The sequence below is a fragment of the Pseudomonas cavernicola genome (assembly GCF_003596405.1).
Taxonomy (GTDB): Bacteria; Pseudomonadota; Gammaproteobacteria; order Pseudomonadales; family Pseudomonadaceae; genus Aquipseudomonas; species Aquipseudomonas cavernicola.
The window spans coordinates 987,218-1,008,975 of record NZ_QYUR01000006.1 but is presented as its reverse complement, the minus strand read 5'-3'; the positions used below and the strand labels follow the sequence as shown (position 1 = coordinate 1,008,975).

General features: G+C 58.4%; 19 protein-coding genes. 13 read left to right on the top strand and 6 right to left on the bottom strand.

The window, feature by feature from the left end:
• Positions 1-108 precede the first annotated feature (108 nt).
• From mksF to mksB, 3 genes are all read right to left on the bottom strand, one after another.
• Entirely contained in the window at positions 109-2,925 is a 2,817-nt protein-coding gene (gene mksF, locus D3879_RS20890; protein ID WP_119956143.1) for an Mks condensin complex protein MksF, read from the bottom strand.
• Positions 2,922-3,641 (bottom strand): Mks condensin complex protein MksE, encoded by a 720-nt coding sequence (mksE, locus tag D3879_RS20885; RefSeq protein ID WP_119956142.1) that lies wholly within the window; start codon positions 3,639-3,641, stop codon positions 2,922-2,924. Before mksE ends, mksF begins: the two co-directional genes overlap by 4 nt.
• Before the next feature lie 117 nt (positions 3,642-3,758).
• Positions 3,759-5,000, bottom strand: a complete 1,242-nt coding sequence (gene mksB / locus D3879_RS20880) for an Mks condensin complex protein MksB (RefSeq protein WP_119956141.1) — start codon at positions 4,998-5,000, stop codon at positions 3,759-3,761.
• A gap of 252 nt (positions 5,001-5,252) precedes the next feature.
• Here mksB and D3879_RS20875 point away from each other — a divergent pair, with 252 nt between their 5' ends.
• The 10 genes from D3879_RS20875 (at position 5,253) to D3879_RS20830 (ending at position 14,699) form a co-directional block, all read left to right on the top strand.
• Entirely contained in the window at positions 5,253-5,861 is a 609-nt protein-coding gene (locus D3879_RS20875) for a hypothetical protein (protein ID WP_119956140.1), read from the top strand.
• 182 nt (positions 5,862-6,043) lie between these two features.
• Positions 6,044-7,141, top strand: coding sequence for a DUF6160 family protein (locus tag D3879_RS20870; RefSeq protein ID WP_119956139.1), 1,098 nt, complete (start codon positions 6,044-6,046; stop codon positions 7,139-7,141).
• 2 nt (positions 7,142-7,143) lie between these two features.
• Complete coding sequence (locus D3879_RS20865) at positions 7,144-8,718, top strand: hypothetical protein (protein ID WP_119956138.1); 1,575 nt, start codon at positions 7,144-7,146, stop codon at positions 8,716-8,718.
• A gap of 8 nt (positions 8,719-8,726) precedes the next feature.
• Positions 8,727-9,230: a DUF6160 family protein gene (locus D3879_RS20860; protein WP_238474288.1), complete on the top strand. Its 504-nt coding sequence runs from the start codon at positions 8,727-8,729 to the stop codon at positions 9,228-9,230.
• Positions 9,231-9,394: 164 nt separating this feature from the next.
• Positions 9,395-10,945, top strand: a complete 1,551-nt coding sequence (locus D3879_RS20855) for a 2-isopropylmalate synthase (RefSeq protein ID WP_119956136.1) — start codon at positions 9,395-9,397, stop codon at positions 10,943-10,945.
• Complete coding sequence (locus D3879_RS20850) at positions 10,942-11,766, top strand: energy transducer TonB (RefSeq protein ID WP_119956135.1); 825 nt, start codon at positions 10,942-10,944, stop codon at positions 11,764-11,766. The genes D3879_RS20855 and D3879_RS20850 overlap by 4 nt, the downstream gene beginning before the upstream one ends.
• On the top strand, positions 11,759-12,211 hold the full coding sequence (gene rimI / locus D3879_RS20845; protein WP_119956134.1) for a ribosomal protein S18-alanine N-acetyltransferase: 453 nt from the start codon (positions 11,759-11,761) through the stop codon (positions 12,209-12,211). Before D3879_RS20850 ends, rimI begins: the two co-directional genes overlap by 8 nt.
• Positions 12,212-12,479: 268 nt before the next feature.
• The gene (locus D3879_RS20840) at positions 12,480-12,923 is read left to right on the top strand and encodes a response regulator (RefSeq protein WP_119956133.1); all 444 of its coding nucleotides are present in this window, start codon (positions 12,480-12,482) and stop codon (positions 12,921-12,923) included.
• 110 nt (positions 12,924-13,033) lie between these two features.
• A complete protein-coding gene (gene can / locus D3879_RS20835; RefSeq protein ID WP_119956132.1) occupies positions 13,034-13,678 on the top strand; it encodes a carbonate dehydratase in 645 nt (214 codons plus the stop codon).
• A gap of 25 nt (positions 13,679-13,703) precedes the next feature.
• Positions 13,704-14,699 (top strand): isocitrate/isopropylmalate dehydrogenase family protein, encoded by a 996-nt coding sequence (locus D3879_RS20830; protein WP_119956131.1) that lies wholly within the window; start codon positions 13,704-13,706, stop codon positions 14,697-14,699.
• A 141-nt stretch (positions 14,700-14,840) separates the two neighbouring features.
• On the opposite strand, the gene D3879_RS26720 is transcribed toward D3879_RS20830, so the two are convergent.
• On the bottom strand, positions 14,841-15,227 hold the full coding sequence (locus D3879_RS26720; protein WP_177412465.1) for a hypothetical protein: 387 nt from the start codon (positions 15,225-15,227) through the stop codon (positions 14,841-14,843).
• Positions 15,228-15,843: 616 nt separating this feature from the next.
• On the opposite strand from D3879_RS26720, the gene D3879_RS20820 reads away from it, so the two are divergent.
• The 3 genes from D3879_RS20820 (at position 15,844) to D3879_RS20810 (ending at position 19,518) form a co-directional block, all read left to right on the top strand.
• Positions 15,844-16,551: an SOS response-associated peptidase gene (locus tag D3879_RS20820; protein ID WP_119956130.1), complete on the top strand. Its 708-nt coding sequence runs from the start codon at positions 15,844-15,846 to the stop codon at positions 16,549-16,551.
• Positions 16,552-16,791: 240 nt separating this feature from the next.
• Positions 16,792-17,655: a restriction endonuclease gene (locus D3879_RS20815; RefSeq protein ID WP_119956129.1), complete on the top strand. Its 864-nt coding sequence runs from the start codon at positions 16,792-16,794 to the stop codon at positions 17,653-17,655.
• Positions 17,656-17,775: 120 nt separating this feature from the next.
• Positions 17,776-19,518 (top strand): ATP-dependent nuclease, encoded by a 1,743-nt coding sequence (locus tag D3879_RS20810; protein ID WP_177412464.1) that lies wholly within the window; start codon positions 17,776-17,778, stop codon positions 19,516-19,518.
• A gap of 276 nt (positions 19,519-19,794) precedes the next feature.
• On the opposite strand, the gene tnpC is transcribed toward D3879_RS20810, so the two are convergent.
• Positions 19,795-21,342 carry an IS66 family transposase gene (gene tnpC, locus D3879_RS20805; protein ID WP_119956127.1) on the bottom strand — a complete coding sequence of 516 codons (1,548 nt, stop codon included), beginning with the start codon at positions 21,340-21,342 and terminating at the stop codon, positions 19,795-19,797.
• Positions 21,343-21,359: 17 nt separating this feature from the next.
• On the bottom strand, positions 21,360-21,719 hold the full coding sequence (gene tnpB, locus D3879_RS20800) for an IS66 family insertion sequence element accessory protein TnpB (RefSeq protein WP_238474286.1): 360 nt from the start codon (positions 21,717-21,719) through the stop codon (positions 21,360-21,362).
• Between the last annotated feature and the right edge of the window lie 39 nt (positions 21,720-21,758).

Here is a 21,758-nt window from a genome sequence, read left to right as displayed (position 1 = left end):
CTTGGCGTTTTCGTAACTAGTGCTGTTGCATTAAGTGGTTTGGGGGGAGACCGCGAGATTTTCTCGGTGAGAAAGTGTGGTCGCCGGCCTCTCTACCGCGTCATGGGCTTAGGCCGGTTCGGCGACCTGCTCGTGCTTGATCTCATGGCGCCGGATATATTTCCAGTCGGCCTCATCGATATAGATGCCGTTCGGCCCGCTACCGCCTTCCAGGTCAATCGCCACATGGGCGCAAACTTGCGGTTTGACGCTGGCGAGGATCGGCACGAAGCCCAGTTGCAGGCTGGTTTCGATCAGTGCCTGCTGGTTGCGCTCATCGATATCCGCGGCTTCGTCGAGGTAATAGGGTAAGCGAATCCGCCCTGCCTGCTCGCGATCCATCAGGTGCAGCAACAGGTACATGTTGGTTAGCGCCTTGATGGTCATGGTCGTGCCGTTGGAGGCGGCACCGTCGATATCGGTGTGCACCACCGGCTGGCCGCCGACTTTGGTGATCTCGAAGGCCAGTTCGAACAGGTCCTTCAAGCCCAACTGGTTGTTGTTGGCCGCCACTAGCCGAGCTAGGTATTCCTTGGCTTCTTCGTTCTTCACATCCTGATCGGCCGACTGATTGAGGTCGAACACCGAGAGCGTTTCGCCTTCCTCGTACTGGCCGGCACTGTGGATGATCTGGTCGATGTGCTTGAGGGCGTCCTTGTTCGGCGCGAGGACGATGCGAAAGCTTTCCAGGTTGGAGACCTGGCGGCGGTTGATTTCGCGGTTGAACAACGCCAACTGGTGTTCCAGGTTGTCGTAGTCGCTGCGGATATTGCGCAGGGTCCGGGCGATATCGGTGACTGCGGCGCGGCGCGCCTTGCCGAGGGTCAGTGCTTCGTCCTGGCGATGCGCGTAGGCGTTGATAAGCAGGTGCAGGCGGCGTTCGACATCGTCCTCGCTATCGAACTTGGCCACGCCCTTGAGGCGGATCTGCGCGTACAGCGCATCGATCTGACCGTCGATGCGCTGCAGGCTTTGCCAGGCATCCTGATAATCGTTGAGCAGCGGCAGCAGGTTATCCAGCGAGTCGTCGACCGGTTCCATGAATGGCGTGCCGAATGGCAGATCTGCCGGTAGCAACTGACGGCGGCGCAGGGAGTCTTCCAGGGTGCGCTCCTTGGCTTCCAGGTCGGCCAGTTGTCGACCGACCAGTTGCAGCTTGGCGGAAATCTGCTGGACGCGTTCGGTGAAGGCATCACTGGAGCGCTTGAGTTCGTCCTGCGCGGCTTCCAGCTGGGCTAGCTGTTCGAGCTTAGCCGGCTCCTCGACCGTCAGGGTCTGGCTGCGGCGGAAGTCTTCCAGGGCTTTCTGCGCGTCCAACACCTGCTGATACAGCGTTTCGGTCTGGGCTTTGCTGGCAGCGCGGTCGGCGGCGACGGCTTGTTGAGTCTTCAGTTGTTTCAGCTCTTTTTCCAGACGCTCTTTCTGGTCGCGCAGCGCAGCCCGATCGGCCAATGCTTGCAAGGCAGGTGGCTCGATGTGCGAGAGGTCGATGGACAGCCCAGGCACTTCGAAGCGCTCACCCTTGAAGCCATCCAGCACCGCTTCGAGGGATTTCACCCAGGCGCTGTTGTCGTCCAGGGTAATTCCGTGTTCGCCGAGCGGCAGGCTGAACAGCGCGCCGTTGAACAGGCGCATCAGGCGCTCCACATCCTGCTGGGTGAATTCTTCGCGCAGGCGGGCGTAGCTGTTGTTGTCGGCGTGTTCGAGCTGCTGTTTCACCGACTTCAGACGTTTTTCCAGGTCGCGCAGGCGTTCATCGAGGTCTTCGGCGGAGAACTGCCGGGATTGCGCCAGGGCGCCGGCCAGTTCGTCGTGGGCGTCCTTAGCGGCCAGCAGTTGCTGTTCCAGCACCTGCGGACTTTCCACCAGGGCGAAGCGGTTTTTCAGCACTGACAGCTCGCCGAGCCAGCGCTGGATCTCGCTGATTTCGCGCTCCAGACGCATTAGCTCCTGAGTGCCGCCGCGTTGTTCGTGCTGCAGGCCATCCTGTTCGGCGCGGTAGTGTTCGGCCTGGATCAACAGCTCCTCGCGGCGAGCGCCGGCATAGTCCTGCCAGGTGCCGAGCAATGAATCGAGCAGCGGCGAGATGCGGTGCAGCTTGCCGCGTAGCAGTTCGCGCTGGGCTACGCCGGCGGCCAAGGCCTCGACCAGCGGCCCGGCGGCGACCAGCGACTGGTAGTCCTGCTCCATCCGCCGGACATCGCGGAAGGCTTCTTCGCAGGCGGCGATGTAATCGACGCTACCGGAGCGCAGGCTGTGTTCGAAGGCATCGAGGAACAGCTGCTTGAGCTTGGCTGCGGTGATCTCGCGCATGTGCAGCAGGTTGATGAACAGCGCGCGGAAGGTCTTCAGGCTCTGCTCGCTGGTGGAGCGCAGCGGGATCAGGGTCAGGTCCAGTGGAATCGAGGTATGCCCGCCGACCAGTAGGCGCCGCAGCTCTTCCGGTTTCAGCTCGTAAGCTTTGATGTTTTCCCGTTCGAGGTTGGCGAACAGCTCGCGTTGGCGTAGGCAGGTGCCGTTTTTCTGGTAGTGCGCCAGCTCCAGTTCGCCGGCATAGGCAAAGAACTGGTGGCCGAAACCGCCACCCGGGCCGCGCCCGGCCACGCCGATCACATGCGGCCCATGGGGCAGGGCGACTTCCACCAGGATGTAGCTGGTGTCGCTGGCGAAGTAGAACTTGCGTGACTGCTCCAGGCTGTATTTGCCGAAGCTCATATCCGACATGCGCGCCAGAATTGGGAATTGCAGGGCGTTGATCGAGGCGCTTTTGCCCAGGTTGTTGGCGCCATACACCGACAACGGTTGTTCCAGCGGGAACAGCCCGAGGCTGTAACCCGCGGTATTCAGCAGGGCGAAGCGGCGGATGCCGTAGCGTTCCTGGCTCATGCTTCAACCTCCTGGAGGGCGCGCTCTTCGGCCATGGCTCGGGCCAGGGCCTGCTCTTCTGACTCGTAGACGGCGCCGGGGGCAGCGGTTTCGGCCGCGTCTGTTTCGATCAGCATAATTTCGTCGCCACTGTCGTCATCCAGCAACACCGGGGTCGGCAGTGGCAGCACGCTGTGCAGGCTGGCGGCGAGGTCGCGGTCTTGCTGCACGGACAGGCAAACGTCGAGGAAACGGTGCATCGGCGGCAGGAAGCGATAGATGCCATTTTCCTCGCCGGCAAAACCCAGCTGCGTCATGCGGCGCATGACTTTTTCTTCCAACTCTTCCTGGGTCTGCACTTCGGCCTGGAGGAACAGGTCGCGGTATTTCTCCAGCAGCGGCGGTAGTTCATCGCGACCGAGGCTGCCGCCATCCAGTACGGCCAGCGGATCGCGGCCCTGATCGGCGAGGTGTTCGACCAGAATGAAGGTGAACAACGCCAGGCGCTGGGCCGTTTTGTTGACCTGCGCGCCCATCTGTTCGGGGACGAAGTAGTAGAAGCCGCGGCTGTCGCAGACCAGCTCGAAGCCAAGGGCCTTGAACAGCGCGCGGTATTGGTCCTGCAGGTTCGACAACTGGCTGTAGAGCTCGGCGTCGCGGCGGCTGACATGGTAGCCCTTGAACAGCTCGCGGAAGATCGGCGCCAGTTGGCTCAGTTCGGAGAGATCAATATTCATGCTGTGCATTCTTCAAAAGAAATTTGAACGGGGCGGCCCATAGGCTGGGTAGAGCGCAGCGAAACCCAGCACTCTATAGCGAAACAGCTGGGTTTCGCCCTGTTGGCTCTACCCAGCCTACGCATGATTCGAGGCCACCAGGGCGAAGGAGCACAGGCTGACCTGGTGCTCGGCGGTGAGGTAGTCGCGGCGCTGCAGGCGCTCGCGTTGGAAGCGGCTGTCGCGCGACAGTCGCGAGAACCAGTAGAGCAACTCATCGGTCGCGCCTTCCGGTTCTTGCTCCAGCAGCCAGATCATGAGGTCCGGCAGCGGCAGGGCGTGCTGGCAGCGTTCGAGCATTTCCCGGGCGGTGCGTGGCGCCTGTGGCGGTTCGCCTTTGCGGGTGCCAGAGGCTTTCGGAAACTGTGTCGGTTTCGGCTCGAAGCGAGCCAGGGCGTAGACATAGGCTTCGACCTGGCTGGCACTGCCGAGGAAGGTACTTTGTGGCCGGGTAAACAGCGGCAACGCGGCCTGCGGTACGCCATCCAGACCTTTACGGCGGATCGCCGCCAGGGCCAGGGCAGCGCCACGGGTGACGGCGTTGTGCCGCCGTGCTTCCTCGCGTAGTGGCAACAGCAGTTCGCGGGCGCGGCGTAGGGTCAGTTGGGCGGTGGTCTGCATTTCCAGGATGCGCGCGTGGGTGCGCAGCAGCAGGTCGTCATCGACCAGTTGCCCCAAGCGCTGCTGGTCACCGAGCAGTTTCAGCAACACATGCTCGACCCGCCGCACGCCTTGCTCGAAGGCGCCGTCGGCGTTGACCAGTTGGATCATCGGTTCGACGTACTCGTCCCAGGTCGCCAGCACTTCGGCATAACGCTGGCGCAGCGGGATCTGCCGGTCGCTGGTCTTGGCCCGCTCGGCCACGCCGACCAGTGCCTGTTCGTCGTTGGCCAGCTTCTTCAGCACGTCGCGCACGCGCATATCCAGCAGGCGCAGCTGGCGGGCCAGGTCGTTGGCGTCGCGGATCTCGAAGGCATCCTGGATATAACCGGCCAAGCGCTCCAGATGGCGCAGGTAGGCTTCGATTTCCAGGCACAAACCCAGGCGGTGTTCACGCCGCAGGTAGGCGAGGAAGTCGTGGATCTGCGCGTTCAGTTCGAAACGGTTCGGGCTTTTCGCCACCGGCACCAGGATGTCCAGGCGAATCCAGGTGTCGAGCAGGCTGGTGATATCTGCCGGGATGCTTTCCGGTAGTTGCACGCCGAGTTGGCCGCGCAACTCGATCAGGCTCATGGTGCCTTGGTCGAAGCGCTCGCACAGCGGCTCAAGCAACGTCCAGTGTTCGGCGAGGGCACGCAATACGCGCTTGGGTTCGATCATCGGAATCTAGGCTTTTTCGCAAAAGTCGCGATTGTACTGCATGAGCCTTGGGTCGATTCATTCTCAACTGATCAAAGGACGCCATTCAGGTTCTGAAGAGGTTGCGGTGTCAATGTGACCAAACGCGGCAGTTTGCGACTTGCTAAGCGGCTTTCAGGTGAACTTGAGCACGTTACTGCGCTGATTCAAGTGACTGAATCGCTTGGCATGTTTTCTGCGATGGAGAAAACAAACCGGATTTAGAGCGAGCCTATGTCAGCCACTACCGCCGCTTATGCCGAGGCCCGTTGGGCCGAATTGCAACGTCAGAGCGAGCTTGACTGGGATCTGGACGCGATTACCGACCGCCGTGAGGCGATCGCCTTTTTGCTGCGTTTCGAAAAACGCCTGTGCATCTACTCCGGCCATGTTGAAAAGCTCTACAGCAACTACAGCTTTGTGGTGCCTGAGGCGGATCATGGCAGCATCACCATCCTGCCGGACGAGCAGGCCTGGCACGACACCTTCAATGACATTCCGGCGGATGCCGTGGAGCCGACCGGGGTTTACATCCTGCCGGGGGAGACCATGGGTTATACCGGGTTGTATATGAAGGTGCCGGGCGAGCACCGGCTGGTCGCCTCCAAGGAGCTGCCGTTCCAGGACGGGCTCAAGCTGCTGATCCAGCGATATCAGGCCAGGGGCGAGTGCTTTTTGCCGGTGCTGATCAAGGGTGACCTGCGCGAGTACGAGGTGCGCATGCCATCGTTGCACCTGCACCGGATCAATCCCAGCAAGCTGGCGCACAGCTCCCAGTTCAGCATCAATGCGATCAAAGGCGCCATCGCCGATCACCTGCTCGGTCTGTTTCGCCAGCGCTGACGACTGGCGTTACGGCAGTGTGACCTTGGGTAACAGTCATCGGCAGTCGCTCGTGGGCTGGGTAAGTAGTTGGTGTACTTTTCTCGACTATGGGTCGGGCCTTTCCGCCCCTGAGCTTCTTATAGTGGCGACAAGGGTTCGAGCCTTCGGCGCTCGGCCGTTATAAGAATAAGGAACTCGCCATGCGCCCGACCCCCCGCTTCGCCACGCAGGCCCTCGCGCTGCTCTGCGCCGGTCTGCTAACTACCACTCAGGCCCAGGCCAGGCTGGAAGCGCTGGAAGATAGCGAGTTGTCGGCAATCACCGGGCAGGCGCTGATCACCATGGACGGCCTGACCTACGGCGGTTTTGAGTACACCCGGGTGAATCTGGGTTCCGATATCGATCTGTTGACCAATATCGATGAGTTGCGCCTGGGCAATTACTCGCGCAGCGGTGGTGGAACCGCGTCCACCCAGCCAGCGGATATCTTGATCGACAACTTCGCCCTCGGCCGGGTGGACAACGCTAATTCGTCCAATGCCACTATCGTGCCTTTTCAGATACGCGACCCTTACCTTGAGTTCGCCTTCAAAGTGAATGCCCAGGGCGTACGTGAGGTGGCCGGTGTGCGGGTCGGTTTCGGTCGCGCGCGGGGCGACCTGTCTGGCGATATCCGTTCGCTGAGCGGGGTGATGCAGGGCAGAATTTATGGGCCGGCCTCGATCGCTTACGAGTATTACAAGGAGACCAAAGGTTGTGGCATTGCTAACTGGGGTGACTGTATCGCCCTATCCTTGGCTGGTGACACGGAGGTGTATGCCGACGTGGAACTGTTGCAGGAGGGAACCGGTGAAACCACCATTAATGGTCAGCCGATCAACCGCGCGACCCATATCGGCATACCCAAAGGGCAGTCGCTGCAGACCGATGAGACGGGTCTGATAGCCGCTCTGATTCCGAGCTTGTCGAAGTCCGAAAACTGCCAGGCGTTGGGCTTGACCACCTGTTTCGCACTACTCAACTACAAGAGCATTTTTGTCGGTGACCCCACCAAGACCGACATCACCCAAGGCGGCGCCCAGGGCATCTTTTTCTCCATGCAGAATCAGAATGTGCCCTGGCAGGATCTGGCCAATGCCGGCAAGTTCGTCAACACCCAATCCGGCGCCTTCGCTAACTTCGCCAAGACCGGGGAGGGCGCCGCCGCGCTCTACCCGTTCATGATCAACCTGTATGAAGCCTTACGCGGTACTCCCCGTTTGCCGACTTGCGTCGGCGCCCAGGCCTCGGGGTGCTGAGCATGAGCCTGCGTGCTGTGTTGGGGCTGGGCTTGAGTGTGTGGCTCGCCGGTGCTTCGGCCATGGAGGTGCTCAGTGACGAGCAGATGGGCAAGGTTAGCGGTGCGGGCGTGGGTTTCTTCCTCGACCAGTTCTATTACGACCAGGGCTCGGCCACCGCGCGCGTGAGCGGCCTCAAGGACGGCCAGGGCAATCCGCTGCAAATCGACTTCGAGCGTGCCTATATCAAGGGAGTGGGCAGCCAGCGCGGCGCTGTGGATGCCGAGGCCACCATCGGTACGCCGCGGCACCCTTTCACCTTGAAAGTGGTCAGCGGTGCCGCGGCACCTACTCTGCCGGCGGGAACCCAAGCACTGCAATTGCACACGCCGACCTACACCGACCCGCTCAACGATACCCAGCAATACGGCATGTGGGCCTATTACCAGGGCTGCCTCTATGGCGAGCCCGGCTGTACCGATGCGAATAAGGCGGTCGCTGCAGTGCAGGCCCAACTGGATCTTCTGCAAGCCACTAGCTCGGCATTGCTGGCGAAGTATCAGGCGGTCGGCTTCATGACGCTGAAGCAGGATATCGATGCGGACATGGTGCTGGTAAACCAGAAAAAACAGCTGGTCGAGACGCGCACGGTCACTTATCAAGCAGCAAGAGATACCTTCAATTCGACCTATGCTGCGGCTCCTAGCAGCTATCGGGGTGGGTTGATCTGGTACAACAAGCCAGCACAAGGCGAGACTTATTATTGCTCGGTTTTCGGTTGCCCTCAGGCCGTCAAGAATTACAACAACTCAATTGATCCTTACAACACGGCCAGTACTGAGCTGTTCGATGCCCAGAAGCAGCTGGGTGAAGCCTGGAACGTCAAGCGCTATGACGGTAGCTTGACCTTGTCCCAGCGGGTCAGCGATTACAACGAATTCAGCACCTTGTGCGGAGTGCCCACCGCCCAGTCGCCTATCTGCGCGGGTGGCAGCATCAAGAAGACCGAGAATGGCAAACAGGTGGTGGTGTTGGTTGCTTCGGCCCTGCAATCTGGCGGCACTCGGGTCAAAGGCTTGGATATCGGTGTAGAGGCCACCTTCAACCTGCCCAGCGTCGCCTACAGCGCGGATGGCAACGGCAATATCGTCAAAGGCGCCACCACCAGCCGTACCGATTTCCTTTCGATCAATCTGGAAGGTTTCACCCTCAACGGCGCCTACCTCAATCTGTGGGGCGACAGCGCCGGGCTGCAAGGCGAGGCCAGTCTGCAGATGTATGCCGACAAGCTGGTCATCGGCGTCTGTCGCAATTGCACCGATGCCAATCGCGCGGTGGCCAAGAATCTCTACTTCGACATCAATCTTGGCCAGGCCAGCTTGCAGCCGCTGAACCTGTCGGTGCTGGCCGAGGGCGACCTGGGCCTATCCCTGCCCGGCGTTACTTGGGCCAACCACCAGGCGTTCTACCAGCAGGTGCCGAAAAGCAATGTCAGCATCGGCAACCTGAATATTGGTGGCGTCGACCTCGGCTCGCAAGTCGTCCGCGGCATGCGGGTGGATTACCTGAATATGCGCACGGTGAACCTGCCGCGATGAGGAGATCCATGATGCTCGGTAAAGTGACGGTGGTTGCGCTGGTGGCCTGGGCTTCGCTGGCATCGGCCGAATTGCGCCCGCTGGGCGAAGAGGAGCTGCAAGGTGTTAGCGGGCAGGCGGGGCTGAGCATGAGCGCCAGCTTGAATTTTGCCGCGAACCCAGGGCAGACTCGCTGCCCGGGCGGTTGCGGCACGCGGCTGGCGATAAAACCGGCCAAAAGCGCAAGTTTCATCGTGCTGGACAATATCCGCGGCACCTTCAGTTTCGAGGGGTTAAGCTTCGACATCGTCACCATCGACAGCGGCTACGGCGGCGATGGTGCGGCCTTCAATGCCCCCGCCATGCGTCTGGGCTTGACCGATGCGAACTTCGCCAATGCCCGCTTCACCTTGGCTGGCTCAAACAGCGCCGCGTCGGGTGGTGCGGGCTTCAAACAGACGGATCTGCTGACCTATCAGACCAATGGCGATGTCCGTTTGCACGGTAATCTCTACATTTTCGCCGCCCCCTGAGCCTGCTCCGGGTCGCCACGCCCTGCGAGCGTTCTGCCGGAAAGCCGTTGCAGGCTTTCCGTATGCTGCGTTTCACGCCACAATTCCCCTATTGAGTGCCCCGTCAGCGGGCGCTATCTGCCTGAGCCCCGTCACACGCATGGTGGGGCAGTGAGGAGCCGAGCATGAGCAGCAACGACCGCGTCATCATTTTCGACACCACCCTGCGTGACGGTGAGCAGAGCCCTGGCGCTTCCATGACCAAGGAAGAGAAGCTACGGATTGCCAAGGCGCTGGAACGGATGCGGGTCGATGTGATCGAGGCAGGCTTCGCGATTGCCAGCCCAGGCGACTTCGAGGCAGTCAAAGCGATTGCCGACACGATCAAGGACAGCACCGTGTGCAGTCTGTCGCGTGCTGTGGATGGCGATATCGACCGCGCCGCCGAAGCGCTGGCCGGCGCCAATTCCGGGCGTATCCACACCTTTCTGGCCACCAGTCCGATCCATATGCAGTACAAGCTGCGCATGCAGCCGGATCAAGTGGTCGAGCAGGCGGTTAAAGCGGTCAAGCGCGCGCGTAACCTCTGCGCCGATGTCGAGTTCTCCTGCGAGGACGCCGGTCGTTCGGATATCGACTTCCTCTGCCGCATCATCGAAGCCACCATCGACGCCGGCGCGCGCACCATCAATATTCCGGACACCGTCGGTTATGCGATTCCGCACCAGTACGCGGAAACCATCCGCCAGTTGCTCAATCGCGTTCCCAATGCCGACAAAGCGGTGTTCTCGGTGCACTGCCATAACGACCTCGGTCTGGCCGTGGCCAACTCGTTGGCGGCCGTGGTTGCTGGTGCGCGGCAGGTCGAATGCACCATCAACGGTCTCGGCGAGCGTGCCGGTAACGCTGCGCTGGAAGAGATCGTCATGGCAATCAAGACCCGTGCCGACCTGCTGAATGTCTACACCAATATCGACACGCCGCACATTCTCAGCACCTCGCGGCTGGTCTCCGGCATTACCGGTTTCCCGGTGCAGCCGAACAAGGCCATCGTCGGCGCTAACGCCTTTGCCCACGAATCCGGCATCCACCAGGACGGCGTGCTCAAACACCGCGAAACTTACGAAATCATGTCTGCCCAGTCAGTCGGCTGGCACACCAACAAGATGGTCTTGGGCAAGCACTCCGGGCGCAATGCGTTCCGCACTCGTCTGGAAGAGTTGGGCATCCAGTTGGCCGGCGAGGCCGAACTGAACGCCGCCTTCGCGCGTTTCAAAGAACTGGCGGACAAGAAGCACGAAATCTTCGACGAAGACTTGCAGGCGCTGGTCTCCGACACCCTGGCCGACGAGGCGCCGGAGCACTTCAAACTGGTCTATCTGGAAGTGGCGAGTAAAACCGGCGAGGTGCCGCACGCCACGCTGGTGGTCAGTGTCGCTGGCCAGGAGCAGAGCGTCAGTGCCGAGGGTTCAGGCCCGGTCGATGCGACTTTCAAGGCCATCGAATCCATCGCTAACTCCGAGGCCAACTTGCAGCTGTATTCGGTCAACGCCATCACCGAGGGCACCGACTCGCAGGGCGAGGTTACCGTACGCCTGGAGAAGGGCGGGCGGATCGTCAACGGCAACGGTGCCGACACCGACATTCTGGTGGCTTCGGCCAAGGCCTACATCAACGCCCTGAACCTGATGCAGGCCGGCGGCTCGAAGGCGCATCCACAGGTGGCTGGCGTTTGATTCCTGAACTGCGTCGTCGTGCCTATCTGAGTGCCATGCAGGTCGCCAACTGGCTGCCGCGTGTGGCGTTGCCTTTTGCGGCTGCGTCACGCCCGGAGCTGCTGACCCCGCTTGAGCCAGCGCGGGAAGTGCTCGAGCTTGAGGAGGTAGCGCCGGTAGCGCCCGCAGTTGCTCCTGCGACGACGATTGAGCACCCGCTCGCGCTAGAGCGGCCGAAGGTCGAGGTGCCGCGACCTAGCGCTGTGCCTCGAGTCAGCGTCAAGCCGGAAGTGCCTGACGAGGCTGCCCCCGAGCCGTCGCCTGCCAAGCCAGTACCCCAGCCGCCACCGCGCTTTGCCCTGCAACTGCTGCGTGCCGGGCAGTGTGTGCTACTGGTCGAGCTGCCCACTGGAGAGCCTTTTACCTCCCGTGATCCTGCCTACCTGCTGCTCAAAGACCTGCTGCGCGCGGCTGGTCTGCCGGACAGCCCGCAACTGATCGGTGAGCCGGTGCGCTGGCCGCTGCTGGTGCGCGGCAATCTGGATCAGGGTCCGCAAGCCGCCTTGGAGTATGTGCAGGGCTTCATCTCGGCTCGTCTGGAAGAGGAGAGCGCGTGCGCCTGCCTCTGGCTAGTCGGCCTGCCTGCCGTGCGCTTTGCCGGCGAAGCGGGTGCCGAGGCCTATAACCGCGAACTGCAGATTGATGAGCTCGGCAGCGCCTGGGCCTTGCCGGGGCTGGAACTGTTAATGGACGAACCGGCCCGCAAGGCCGAGCTATGGCAAGCCATGCGTCGAGTGATGCGCCGTTGGCAACAGTCGCAAGTAGAGTCTACGAATGAATGATGCCATATCGTTCCGCCCGATGACTGAGGCGGATTTGGACGCTGTACTGAGGGTCGAGTGCGCCGCCTTCAGCCACCCTTGGACCCGTGGCATCTTCCTGGATGGCCTGAAGTCCTACGACTGCTGGCTGATGTTCGAAGGCGAGCAGCAAGTCGGTCACGGCGTGATCAATGTGATCATCGATGAGGCGCACCTGCTGAACATCACCATCGCACCGCAAAGCCAGGGCCGCGGCCTTGGCCTGCTGCTGCTGGAGCACTTGATGCGGCGGGCCTGCGAGCTGAAAGCGGGCGAGTGCTTCCTCGAAGTGCGCGCCAGTAATCAATCTGCCTATCGCCTGTATGAACGCTACGGCTTCAACGAAATCGGCCGCCGCCGCGACTACTACCCCGCAGCGGGTGGGCGCGAGGATGCGCTGGTCATGGCCTGCACCCTGTTCGATTGAAGGGCGCCTTTCGCGCCGGGCCTCAGTCTTTACACAAAAGCAGCAACCGCCCGGGCGATCTGTATCGCAACGCCGGTCCGCTGCAATGGGGCGTCAGCAGTGTGCTGTTGCTGCGCATACTGCTGACTCTCTGGTTACTGAGCAGGCCGCTGCGGCGGCGCTAGCGGCGTTGATCTGCCAGTTGCCGATACGTCTGCACAGGCTTAGTTTGATGAGGAGAATGATAAGTCGCACGAAGTGACGTAAAGGTTGCGAAGGAGATACAAGGATGTTGCAGGACGCTGTCCTTAATCAGGATGAAATCGACGCACTGGCTGAGACTATGGATGGGCAGAGCCCACGAGCGCCCAAAGTGCTGCTGGTGGAGGGGGCTCAGAAGACCTTGGGTGAGTTGGTAGAGTTGCTGCGCCAGGAGGGCATCGCCTATCTCATTGCCGAAAACCTGCAGAAGGCACGGGAGGCCCTGCGGGCGAACAAGGACATCGACTTGATGATCACCGATCTGCGCATCTGCAATGAGGGCAGTGGCCTCGATCTGATTCGCCAGGTGCGTGATTCCGGAATGGCGCTGATGCCGGTGATCCTGGTGTCGGGTGAGGCCGGGGTGGAGGACGCGATTGAAGCAATGCGCCTGCACGTGGTGGATTTTTTCCTCGCGCCCCTCGACCTGCCCCAGCTCTTGGCGGTAATGCGGGCCGAGTTAGGGATTTAGTGCGGTTTCAGCCAACCAATGTCCGGGCTGTTGTGACCCACGGGCTCATACGGCTTGTCAAAGCCATGCACCCTTCGTAAGGTGCGCCTGCCAGAAGAGGAGGGGAACCGATGAGCGACCTGCAAGAGCTGTTCGACAACAACGCGCGCTGGGCCGAGGCGATCAAGCAAGAAGACCCGGAGTTCTTCGAGAAGTTGGCCAAGCAACAGGCCCCGGAATACCTGTGGATCGGCTGCTCGGATGCCCGCGTGCCGGCCAACGAAATCGTCGGCATGTTGCCAGGCGATCTGTTCGTCCACCGTAACGTCGCCAACGTAGTGCTACATACCGACCTAAACTGCATGTCAGTGATCCAGTACGCGGTCGACGTACTCAAGGTCAAACATATCCTGGTCACCGGCCACTACGGCTGCGGTGGCGTACGCGCCTCGATGCGCGACGTACAGTTGGGGTTGATTGATGGCTGGATCCGCACGATCCGTGACCTCTACTACGAACACCGCGAGCACCTGGCGCAATTCCCTACGGAAGAGGAACAGGTCGACCGGCTGTGCGAGCTGAACGTGATCCAGCAGGTCGCCAACGTCAGCCATACCACCATCGTGCAGAACGCCTGGCACCGTGGTCAGGCACTCTCGGTGCATGGCTGTATCTACGGCATCAAGGACGGTCGGTGGAAGAACCTCAACGTTACCGTCAGTGGCATGGAACAACTGCCGCCACAATATCGCCTGCGTCCCCTTGGTCAGAGTTAAGGCTTACGGTTGCTGAGGTGAGCGGGTGCGCAAACTCTGTGTGATCCCTGGCGACGGCATCGGCCAGGAAGTGGTGCCGGTAGCCGTTGAAGTGCTGGAGAAGCTGCTAGCGAATTTGCAGATAGTTGAGGCAGAAGCCGGCTGGGGCTGTTTTCAGCTCCACGGCGTCTCGGTGCCGGAGTCGACTTTGGCGACTATGCGCGAGTGCGGCGCGGGCCTGTTCGGTGCGGTGTCCTCACCGAGTTATCAGGTGACAGGCTATCGCAGCGCCATCCTCACCCTGCGTCAGCGCTTGGCTCTGAACGTCAATCTTCGACCAGTGCGCAGCTGGCCAGTGGTTTCGCCGAAAACCGCTGTCGACTTGCTGATCCTGCGTGAGAACAGTGAGGGGTTGTATAGCGGCCGTGAGCATTGGGAGGCCGAAGGCGTAGCTATCGCCGAACGAGTGATCAGCGCCGCCGCCAGTGAGCGTTTGGCCATGCGTGCGGCTGAAGTCGCACGCGCGCGCCAGGCCAGCCGGATTACCCTGGTACACAAAGCTAACGTACTGCCACTGACCTGCGGGCTATTCCGTGATCGCTGCCGAGCCGTGCTCGAAGCGGCGGGGCTGGGCGCGCTAGTGGATGAACGGCTGGTGGATGTGGCTGCGCTGCAATTGGTCGAGCGCCCAGAAGACTTCGACCTGATCGTCACCAGCAACCTGTTCGGCGACATTCTTTCCGACCTTGCCTGTCACTGGAGCGGCGGCCTGGGGTTGGCGCCATCGTTGAACTGGGGCGAGGGTATCGCCCTAGCCGAGCCGGTGCATGGCAGTGCCCCGGATATCGCCGGCACGGGCCGGGCTAATCCGCTGGCGGCGATTCTCAGCGTCGCGCTGCTGCTCAGGCACCGTTGGGGCGAAGAGTCTGCTGCACAGCGGCTGGAGGCGGCGGTAGAGGCTTTTCTGCGCGATGCGGGGCGCGTCGACTTCGGCACGCAGACGACTGTGACCATCGCTAGCGGCGTATTGGCTGCGTTGTGACTCATAGGCAAAGGGCTCGCAGCTAAAGAAAAAAGGCTTGGCTTACGCCAAACCCTTTTTGACTCACGTCTGATGCGCTGGCAGTTAACCCCGCCGTTCCAGATCACTGAGGCTCTTCTGATCCGACTCAGGCGGGCTCTTTCATACCGCTCCTGCCTCGCCGGTTGAGCTGGTCAGGTGCATTTCGACGAGTTGCGCTAACTGCGGGCGGGCAGCGCTCTCAGGCTGGAAGCTTGCCGGGCTGGTGCTGCCAAATTTTGGTGTGAGGCTGCCGTTCAGCACATTCGTAGCCAGGTTGGCAAAGAGCAGGCTCAAGATGAACCACGTGATCATCAAGGCCGTGCCGCCGAGCCAGATACCCAAGGCGATCTGCAGCGCAAGATTGCGTTGGCGTGGCTGATGCCTGCTGGTCTGGTCGATGCCATACAGCTCATCCGGCTCTCGAAGGTCATCTTCACGTGCACTAAAGCTTTCGAGACGTGTTCGCTTATCCATCTTCATCACCTTGATTTGGCCCTCGGTATACACGCGCTCAGTCACTTTATTGGTGATTGTAACGCCAAGCGCGGACTGCTCGCGTTTCGCTTTAGTTCGGCGTAGCCAGCCAGGCAGGGCGCGTCTGAGTCTCGGTGATATGCCTCTGTCGAGAGAACACTCAGCGCGGGGCTGGAGGGGTTAAGCTAAATGTGGGGGAGGGGGCTGCAGCCGCAGTGTAATTACAGCACCAAACATAGAAAGGCTTGCCTTGCGGCAAGCCTTTCTATGTTTGGTGGTATGCAGGGACTTGAACCCAGGGCTCCAGAATTATGAATCACCTGAGCGGCTACACTCTGAGCCAGAAAGGCCCATAAAACGCAATGCTGTTCACTTAAGCATGCGTCTGCGCTTTCTATCCCCTCGCCCCTCAGGGGAGAGGGTTAGGGAGGGGGGAGCATGGTCAATCGAATTCACTTTTGGCCGCGATTCACCCTCTCCCCCAGCCCCTCTCCCGTAAAACGGGAGAGGGGAGTCAGGCGCACAGACCTTAAGTGAACGGCATTACCATAAAACGAGGCTTTCAGCCTGCCTTCAATCTCATCAAAACAGAGCTTTCCAGAAAAACAGGTCGATATAGTCACCCCTAGGTAAATCGTTAGAGGTACTCATGTGCGGTCGATATGTGGCTCCCGATGAAGCGGCGATGGAGCGCTACTGGCATATCGGGGCGCGCAACTCGGGGCGGTGGATTCGGCGGGTTTTCAATGTGGCGCCGACCATGACGGTTCCTATCGTGCTGAGCGATGAGGACGGAGCGGTTGAGGTTGTACCGGCGCGTTGGGGGCTGATTCCTGGGTGGTGGAAGAGTGAACGTCCGCCAAGCATGACCTTCAATGCCCGCAGTGAAGAAGCAGCCGGCAAACCGATGTGGCGGCAAAGTTACCGCTCCCACCGTTGCCTGATGCCCGCCCAGGGCTGGTACGAATGGAACGAGCACGAACCCGCGCACAGCCCGACCGGGCGCAAGGTTAATCAGCCGTACTACATCCATCCCACTGATGATTCGATGCTAGCCATCGCCGCTTTGTGGTCCAGTTGGCAGGGGCCAGATGGTCAGGATGTGCTTTCTTGCGCGTTACTGACTAAGGACGCTGCCCCGACTATCCATCCTATCCACCACCGCATGCCTGTTGTTCTGGCCCCCGAACAGTTCGACCTATGGCTTTCGGCCAACGCATCTGCTCAGGACGTCAGTGAGGCGGTGGCGAACTCTCGGCAAGACTTTGTTGGATACCCGGTGAGTACCGAGGTTAACAACACCCGCAACGACTACCCAGAGCTTCTGCAGGAGATGAGGCTTGGTATAAGTGGCTAGAGTCTCTTGTTGGTCTGGTGGCACTTTACCGGCTCGGATTTATGAATCACCTGTGCAGCTACACAGTGAGCCAGGAAAGCCAATGAAACGGGGCTTTCAGCCGACCTCCATCCTCATCAAAACACAGCTTTCCAGAAAAACGGCCTGATGTAGTCACCCCTTGGTTTCCCTGTCCCTGCCTTTACGGCATCATCCGGTATCGCTAGTGGCTTTGTGCCCGTGCAACAGTTGGAGTCAGGGATGGCCCGCCGCAATAAAACTTCGCCCTTCGAAGACCTCATCTTTGTAGCCTCCCGTTTGCCCTGGTGGGTAAGCCTGCTGATCGCGTTAGCGGCTTGGATGTTCTTTCATTCGGTTGCAACAAGCCCACCACCGACAGTCACAGATCCTAAGCAGTTTGCCTCAGCAATAACGGGGCAGGCTTGGCGAACTCTCGCCATGTTCCTTCAATACGTTGTGCCTACCGCCTTTGTTTTTGGTGCCATCGGCTCCGTGTTTGGCCGGGCAAAACGCCGCAAGCTGATGGAAGACGTCGCAACCGCCACTAAGCCCGGCAAGACCGTTGACGGCATTAGTTGGCAGCAGTTTGAACAGCTCGTGGGCGAAGCCTTCCGTCGTCAGGGCTTCACCGTTATGGAAACCGGTGGCAATGGCCCTGATGGCGGTATTGACCTAGTTCTGCGCAAGGGCACCGAGAAGCACCTAGTTCAGTGCAAACAATGGAAGGCCACCAAGGTCGGTGTCGCGGTTGTGCGTGAGTTCTTCGGTCTGATAGCCGCAGAAGGGGCAGCAGGGGGCTTTGTCGTGACCTCGGGCACCTTTACCGACGATGCCAAGGCATTTGCCAGTGGCCGCAATATTCGCCTTGTGGAAAACACTGAGCTTAAGCGTTGGATTGCAGCAACCCGCAGCACTCTTGCTAAGCCCAACGTTTCAGCGCCCATCCAACAACCTTCTGCTCCGATTCAACAGTCTACTAAGCCGGTTTGCCCAGTTTGCAGTTCCGTAATGGAAAAGCGAACTGCCAAGCGTGGTGTGAATGTTGGGAATGAGTTTTGGGGATGTTCGCTGTATCCAAAGTGTCGTGGGACGTTGCCGAGTTGAAGAGTTATGCCGCCTTAAAAACTCTCCGTGAAGATGGGGCTAAGGACGTTTCACGGAAAGCAAAGCTGTTATCTTTAATTGAAGTGGAGAAGCCCCTTGTCACAAGTTCGAATTAGCTCCGTGAAATTCACAAATTTTAAAGCGCTTGAGAACTACTCTGTGAGTTTTCAGGAGACCAATATTTTAGTTGGTCCAAATAATGCTGGAAAGTCGACAGTGATAAGTGCTTTTCGCATTCTTGATGTTGCGATGAAAAAAGCCAGACGTTTGAAAGCTGAGCGGGTTCCTCTCCCAGAAGGCCGGTCGGGGTATGGTCATAGAATTCCCGAGCAACAGATAAGTGTATCTCTAGAAAATGTTGCTACTGATTATAACGGTGACGATAGCAGGATCGAGTTCAGACTCACTAATAGAAATAAACTTTTCCTATTTTTCCCCAGTGAGGGTGGGTGTATTCTTCATTGGGAGACAGGCGGGTCAAATGTAACTACACCTTTAAAATTTAAAATTGAATTTCCTATTAGTGTACAGGTCGTGCCAGTGCTTGGTCCTCTTGAGCATGAAGAGGCCTACGTAAATGAGGATACAGTAAAGCATTCGTTAAATACTCATCGTGCATGTAGGCATTTTAGGAATTATTGGCATTATTTTGATGAGGGGTGGATTGAGTTTTCAGAAATGGTTTCTACTACTTGGCCTGGCATGAGCATCAGCAAGCCTGAGTTGGATACCTCTAATAGAAAGCTCAGTATGTTTGTTTCTGAAAACCGCATTGATAGAGAGATTTACTGGTCTGGTTTTGGTTTCCAAATTTGGTGTCAGTTGCTTACTCATTTATTTAGAGCTGGCTCTGCTACCTTGGTTGTGATCGATGAGCCTGAAATATATCTCCATCCAGACGTTCAGAGGCAGCTTCTAAATATTCTTCGAAATCTGTCTTCAGATGTTATTTTGGCTACGCACTCCGTTGAGATAATGGGTGAGGCAGATCCATCTGAAATATTGCTAGTCAACAAGGGTAAACGATCAGCTAAAAGACTTAAGGATATCGAGGGTGTTCAGCTTGCACTTGAGTCGCTAGGGTCGGCGCAAAACATAACCCTTACTCACTTGGCAAGGACTAAAAAAATCGTATTTGTAGAAGGAATGAGTGATTACAAAACAATAAGGAGGTTCGCTAAGAATCTAGGGTTTCAAGAGCTATCTTCTGGTAATGACTTAACGGCCTTCGAGTCTGGAGGGTTCTCTTCTTGGGAGAGAATTAAATCATTTGCTTGGGGTGTGAAAAATACTATTGATGTCAATATGAAATTATTCGCCATCTATGACAGGGATTATTACTGTCAGGAGCAACTGGACGGAATATTGTCTGATCTTGTTGCGGAATTAAGTCATGCGCATATTCATGATAGAAAAGAAATGGAAAACTACTTTTTGAACCTTGAGGTGCTAGACAGGGTTTTGGATAAACAAATAGTTCTGAGAAATAGGCGCGCAGATTCGGAGGTGGTCAAAGCTACATCAGCTTCTGAATTGGTTGAAGAAATAACTAAGGCACTAAAAGTCCCTGCTCAGTCTCAATACATAGCTCGCCGTTTAGATCATTGCAAAGGAAAGAGTGTTGACTCAAGCACGGTTAGTCAAGTGGCAATAGAAGAATTTGAAGATATTTGGGCTGACTTGAATCGGAGGATGTACGTGGTGCCAGGGAAAACTACTTTGCGATTGCTCCGTGACAAAGTTCAAGGCTTGTATGGCGTTAGTTTGACTGATGTGCAAATAATTGATGAATTCAAGCCCGAAGAAGTGCCCGCTGATCTTGTTTTTTTGATAAAGAAACTTGAGGAGTTCCGGGTTAGCTAAAATATTGTTATTTCACTATCTGCTCCATTGCCGCTTAATGCTATTACGTTACGGGGGCAAGAGGAATATTCGCAGTATTAGGGGACAGACCACCGCAGTATTAGGGGGCAGACCACGGTTTCTCAAGATGTAGGGGTTACCAAGTTTTTTCGCGTAGCCCCTCTGTACACTCCTTTACGTCATCATCAATGACGTTTTCCGGTTTAATGCATTCCTTCATGGTCTTGCGGAGTAAGCGATCCATAAACCCCACCTTTTAAGGGATGGGCTTTCTATTTACCGTGGCATTTCTGGCGTGCAGTTCCACGGGAGTAAGGTTTCGTAATGCTCTACCGAGGTGGCCTGTGGCAAGCGCTCGAGTACGTGGCGCAGCCACGTATAAGGCTCTTGGCCGTTGGCTTTGGCGGTTTCCACCAGGCTGTAGAGTTGGGCGCTGGCGGTCGCACCCCTGGGGGTGTCACTGAATAACCAGTTCTTGCGGCCGATGACGAAGGGCCGGATGGCGCGCTCGGCGGCGTTATTATCGATGGGCAGATGTCCGGCTTCGACGTAGCGTTCGAGCTTGCTCCAGTTGCTGGCCAAGTAGTTGACCGCTTTGCCCAAGGCATTGTGCGCGGTGACCTGCGGCTGGGTTTTCTCCAGCCAGCTTTTGAGTTGCTCCAGTACTGGCAGGCTGTGTTGCTGACGACCAGCCAGTCGCTGGTCATCACCGACCTCTTTGAGGTCGCGTTCGATGCTGTACAGCTGGTTGATCAGGTTCAGCGCGATATCGGCCCGACCGGTCTTGCCTTTGGGTTGTACTTTTTGCGCCTCGACGAACTTGCGCCGTGCATGGGCCCAGCAGCCCAAACGCTCGACACCCGGTTGCGCACCCAAAGCGTTATACCCGGCGTAGTCATCGCTCATCAGGTAGCCGCGATAACCTTCGAGCAGGCGCGACGGCACCTCCTGCGCTCGGCTGGTCGAGTAGTCAAACAGGATCACCGGTTTATCTGGCGGTCCACCGGTTTGCACCCACATCCAGGATTGGCTAGTCGGGTCTCGATCAGGTTCTTTCAGCACCTGCACCCGCGTTTCATCGCAGTGGATGACAGGGCTTGCCAGCAACCGATCGCGCATCAGGTTGAGCAGCGGTTGCAGGTGCTCACCGCACTGGATAACCCAGCGCGCCAGGGTGTGCCGCGGGATATCGACACCGTGACGGCCCAGGACTTTTTCGAACCGGTGCAGCGGCAAGCCGTCGACGTATTTGGTGGTCAGCAGCATCGCCAACACGCTGGGGCTGGCCAGGCTTTTTTCGATCAGCTGTGCCGGTTTGTCAGCGGTGACCGGTGCAGCTTCGCAGTCGCGGCAAGCGTAAACCTTGCGGATGTGTTTGATCACGCGGATCTGCATCGGCACGATCTCCAGCTGTTCGCTGACTTCTTCGCCGATGCTGTGCTTGCGGCAACCGCAGGCACAGGTCAGTTCATGCTCGGGCAGTTCGTGGACGACTTCGACGCGCGGCAGATCGGCAGGTAACGGCTTGCGCTTGCCACGGCGTGTGGCTGGAGTAACGACTTCCTCTTCACCAGTCTCGTCGGTGACCGGCATGGCGACACTTTCCGCTTCGTTGAAAAGGGCCAACTGTGGAGTGGCTGAGTCAACTGACTGCTCGGATTTACGTCCGAACAAGCGTTGGCGAAGCAACTTGATCTGCTCTTTCAGATCGACTATCTGAACTTGAAAAGCCTGAGCAACTTCTGCCTGACGGCCAAGCGCTTCAAGCAGCATTTGCTTGAGCAGCACGGGGTCATCAGGGAGGTTTTCGGGCATCAAATTCATGCCCGGATTATACCCAACTACGCGACAAATCTAGGCGTCAGAACCTGATGCGGACGGTTGCGCCAGAGATCAAAACCGTCCAGCAACCAATTCAACTCCTGAGCCGTCAGCACGATAGCTTCGTCACTGGGCTCGGGCGAAGTTTTGAAGCGTTCGGACTCGAGGCGCTTGAGCCACAGGCAGAAACCGTTGCGTTCCCAATACAATATCTTCACTCGGTTGCGAGTTTTGTTGAGGAAGACAAATAGCACCGGGTCGAACACCGCCACCTTGATATCCAACTCAACCAGAGCAGCCAGTCCGTCGATGGACTTTCGGAAATCCACCGGCTTGGGGTAGAGGTAGACTTTTTCGACCTTGGCGTCGGGACGCATCATGACGGCTACTCCTGAAAATAATCGGGAGCATAGCTTCGT

Coding starts and splice junctions, on each gene's coding strand:
- mksE (WP_119956142.1), bottom strand. CDS start 3,641: ATGAATATTGATCTCTCCGAACTGAGCCAACTGGCGCCGATCTTCCGC.
- D3879_RS20840 (WP_119956133.1), top strand. CDS start 12,480: ATGTTGCAGGACGCTGTCCTTAATCAGGATGAAATCGACGCACTGGCT.
- D3879_RS20865 (WP_119956138.1), top strand. CDS start 7,144: ATGAGCCTGCGTGCTGTGTTGGGGCTGGGCTTGAGTGTGTGGCTCGCC.
- D3879_RS20870 (WP_119956139.1), top strand. CDS start 6,044: ATGCGCCCGACCCCCCGCTTCGCCACGCAGGCCCTCGCGCTGCTCTGC.
- tnpB (WP_238474286.1), bottom strand. CDS start 21,719: ATGATGCGTCCCGACGCCAAGGTCGAAAAAGTCTACCTCTACCCCAAG.
- can (WP_119956132.1), top strand. CDS start 13,034: ATGAGCGACCTGCAAGAGCTGTTCGACAACAACGCGCGCTGGGCCGAG.
- D3879_RS20860 (WP_238474288.1), top strand. CDS start 8,727: ATGATGCTCGGTAAAGTGACGGTGGTTGCGCTGGTGGCCTGGGCTTCG.
- D3879_RS20855 (WP_119956136.1), top strand. CDS start 9,395: ATGAGCAGCAACGACCGCGTCATCATTTTCGACACCACCCTGCGTGAC.
- rimI (WP_119956134.1), top strand. CDS start 11,759: ATGAATGATGCCATATCGTTCCGCCCGATGACTGAGGCGGATTTGGAC.
- mksB (WP_119956141.1), bottom strand. CDS start 5,000: ATGATCGAACCCAAGCGCGTATTGCGTGCCCTCGCCGAACACTGGACG.
- D3879_RS20815 (WP_119956129.1), top strand. CDS start 16,792: ATGGCCCGCCGCAATAAAACTTCGCCCTTCGAAGACCTCATCTTTGTA.
- mksF (WP_119956143.1), bottom strand. CDS start 2,925: ATGAGCCAGGAACGCTACGGCATCCGCCGCTTCGCCCTGCTGAATACC.
- tnpC (WP_119956127.1), bottom strand. CDS start 21,342: ATGAATTTGATGCCCGAAAACCTCCCTGATGACCCCGTGCTGCTCAAG.
- D3879_RS20875 (WP_119956140.1), top strand. CDS start 5,253: ATGTCAGCCACTACCGCCGCTTATGCCGAGGCCCGTTGGGCCGAATTG.
- D3879_RS20820 (WP_119956130.1), top strand. CDS start 15,844: ATGTGCGGTCGATATGTGGCTCCCGATGAAGCGGCGATGGAGCGCTAC.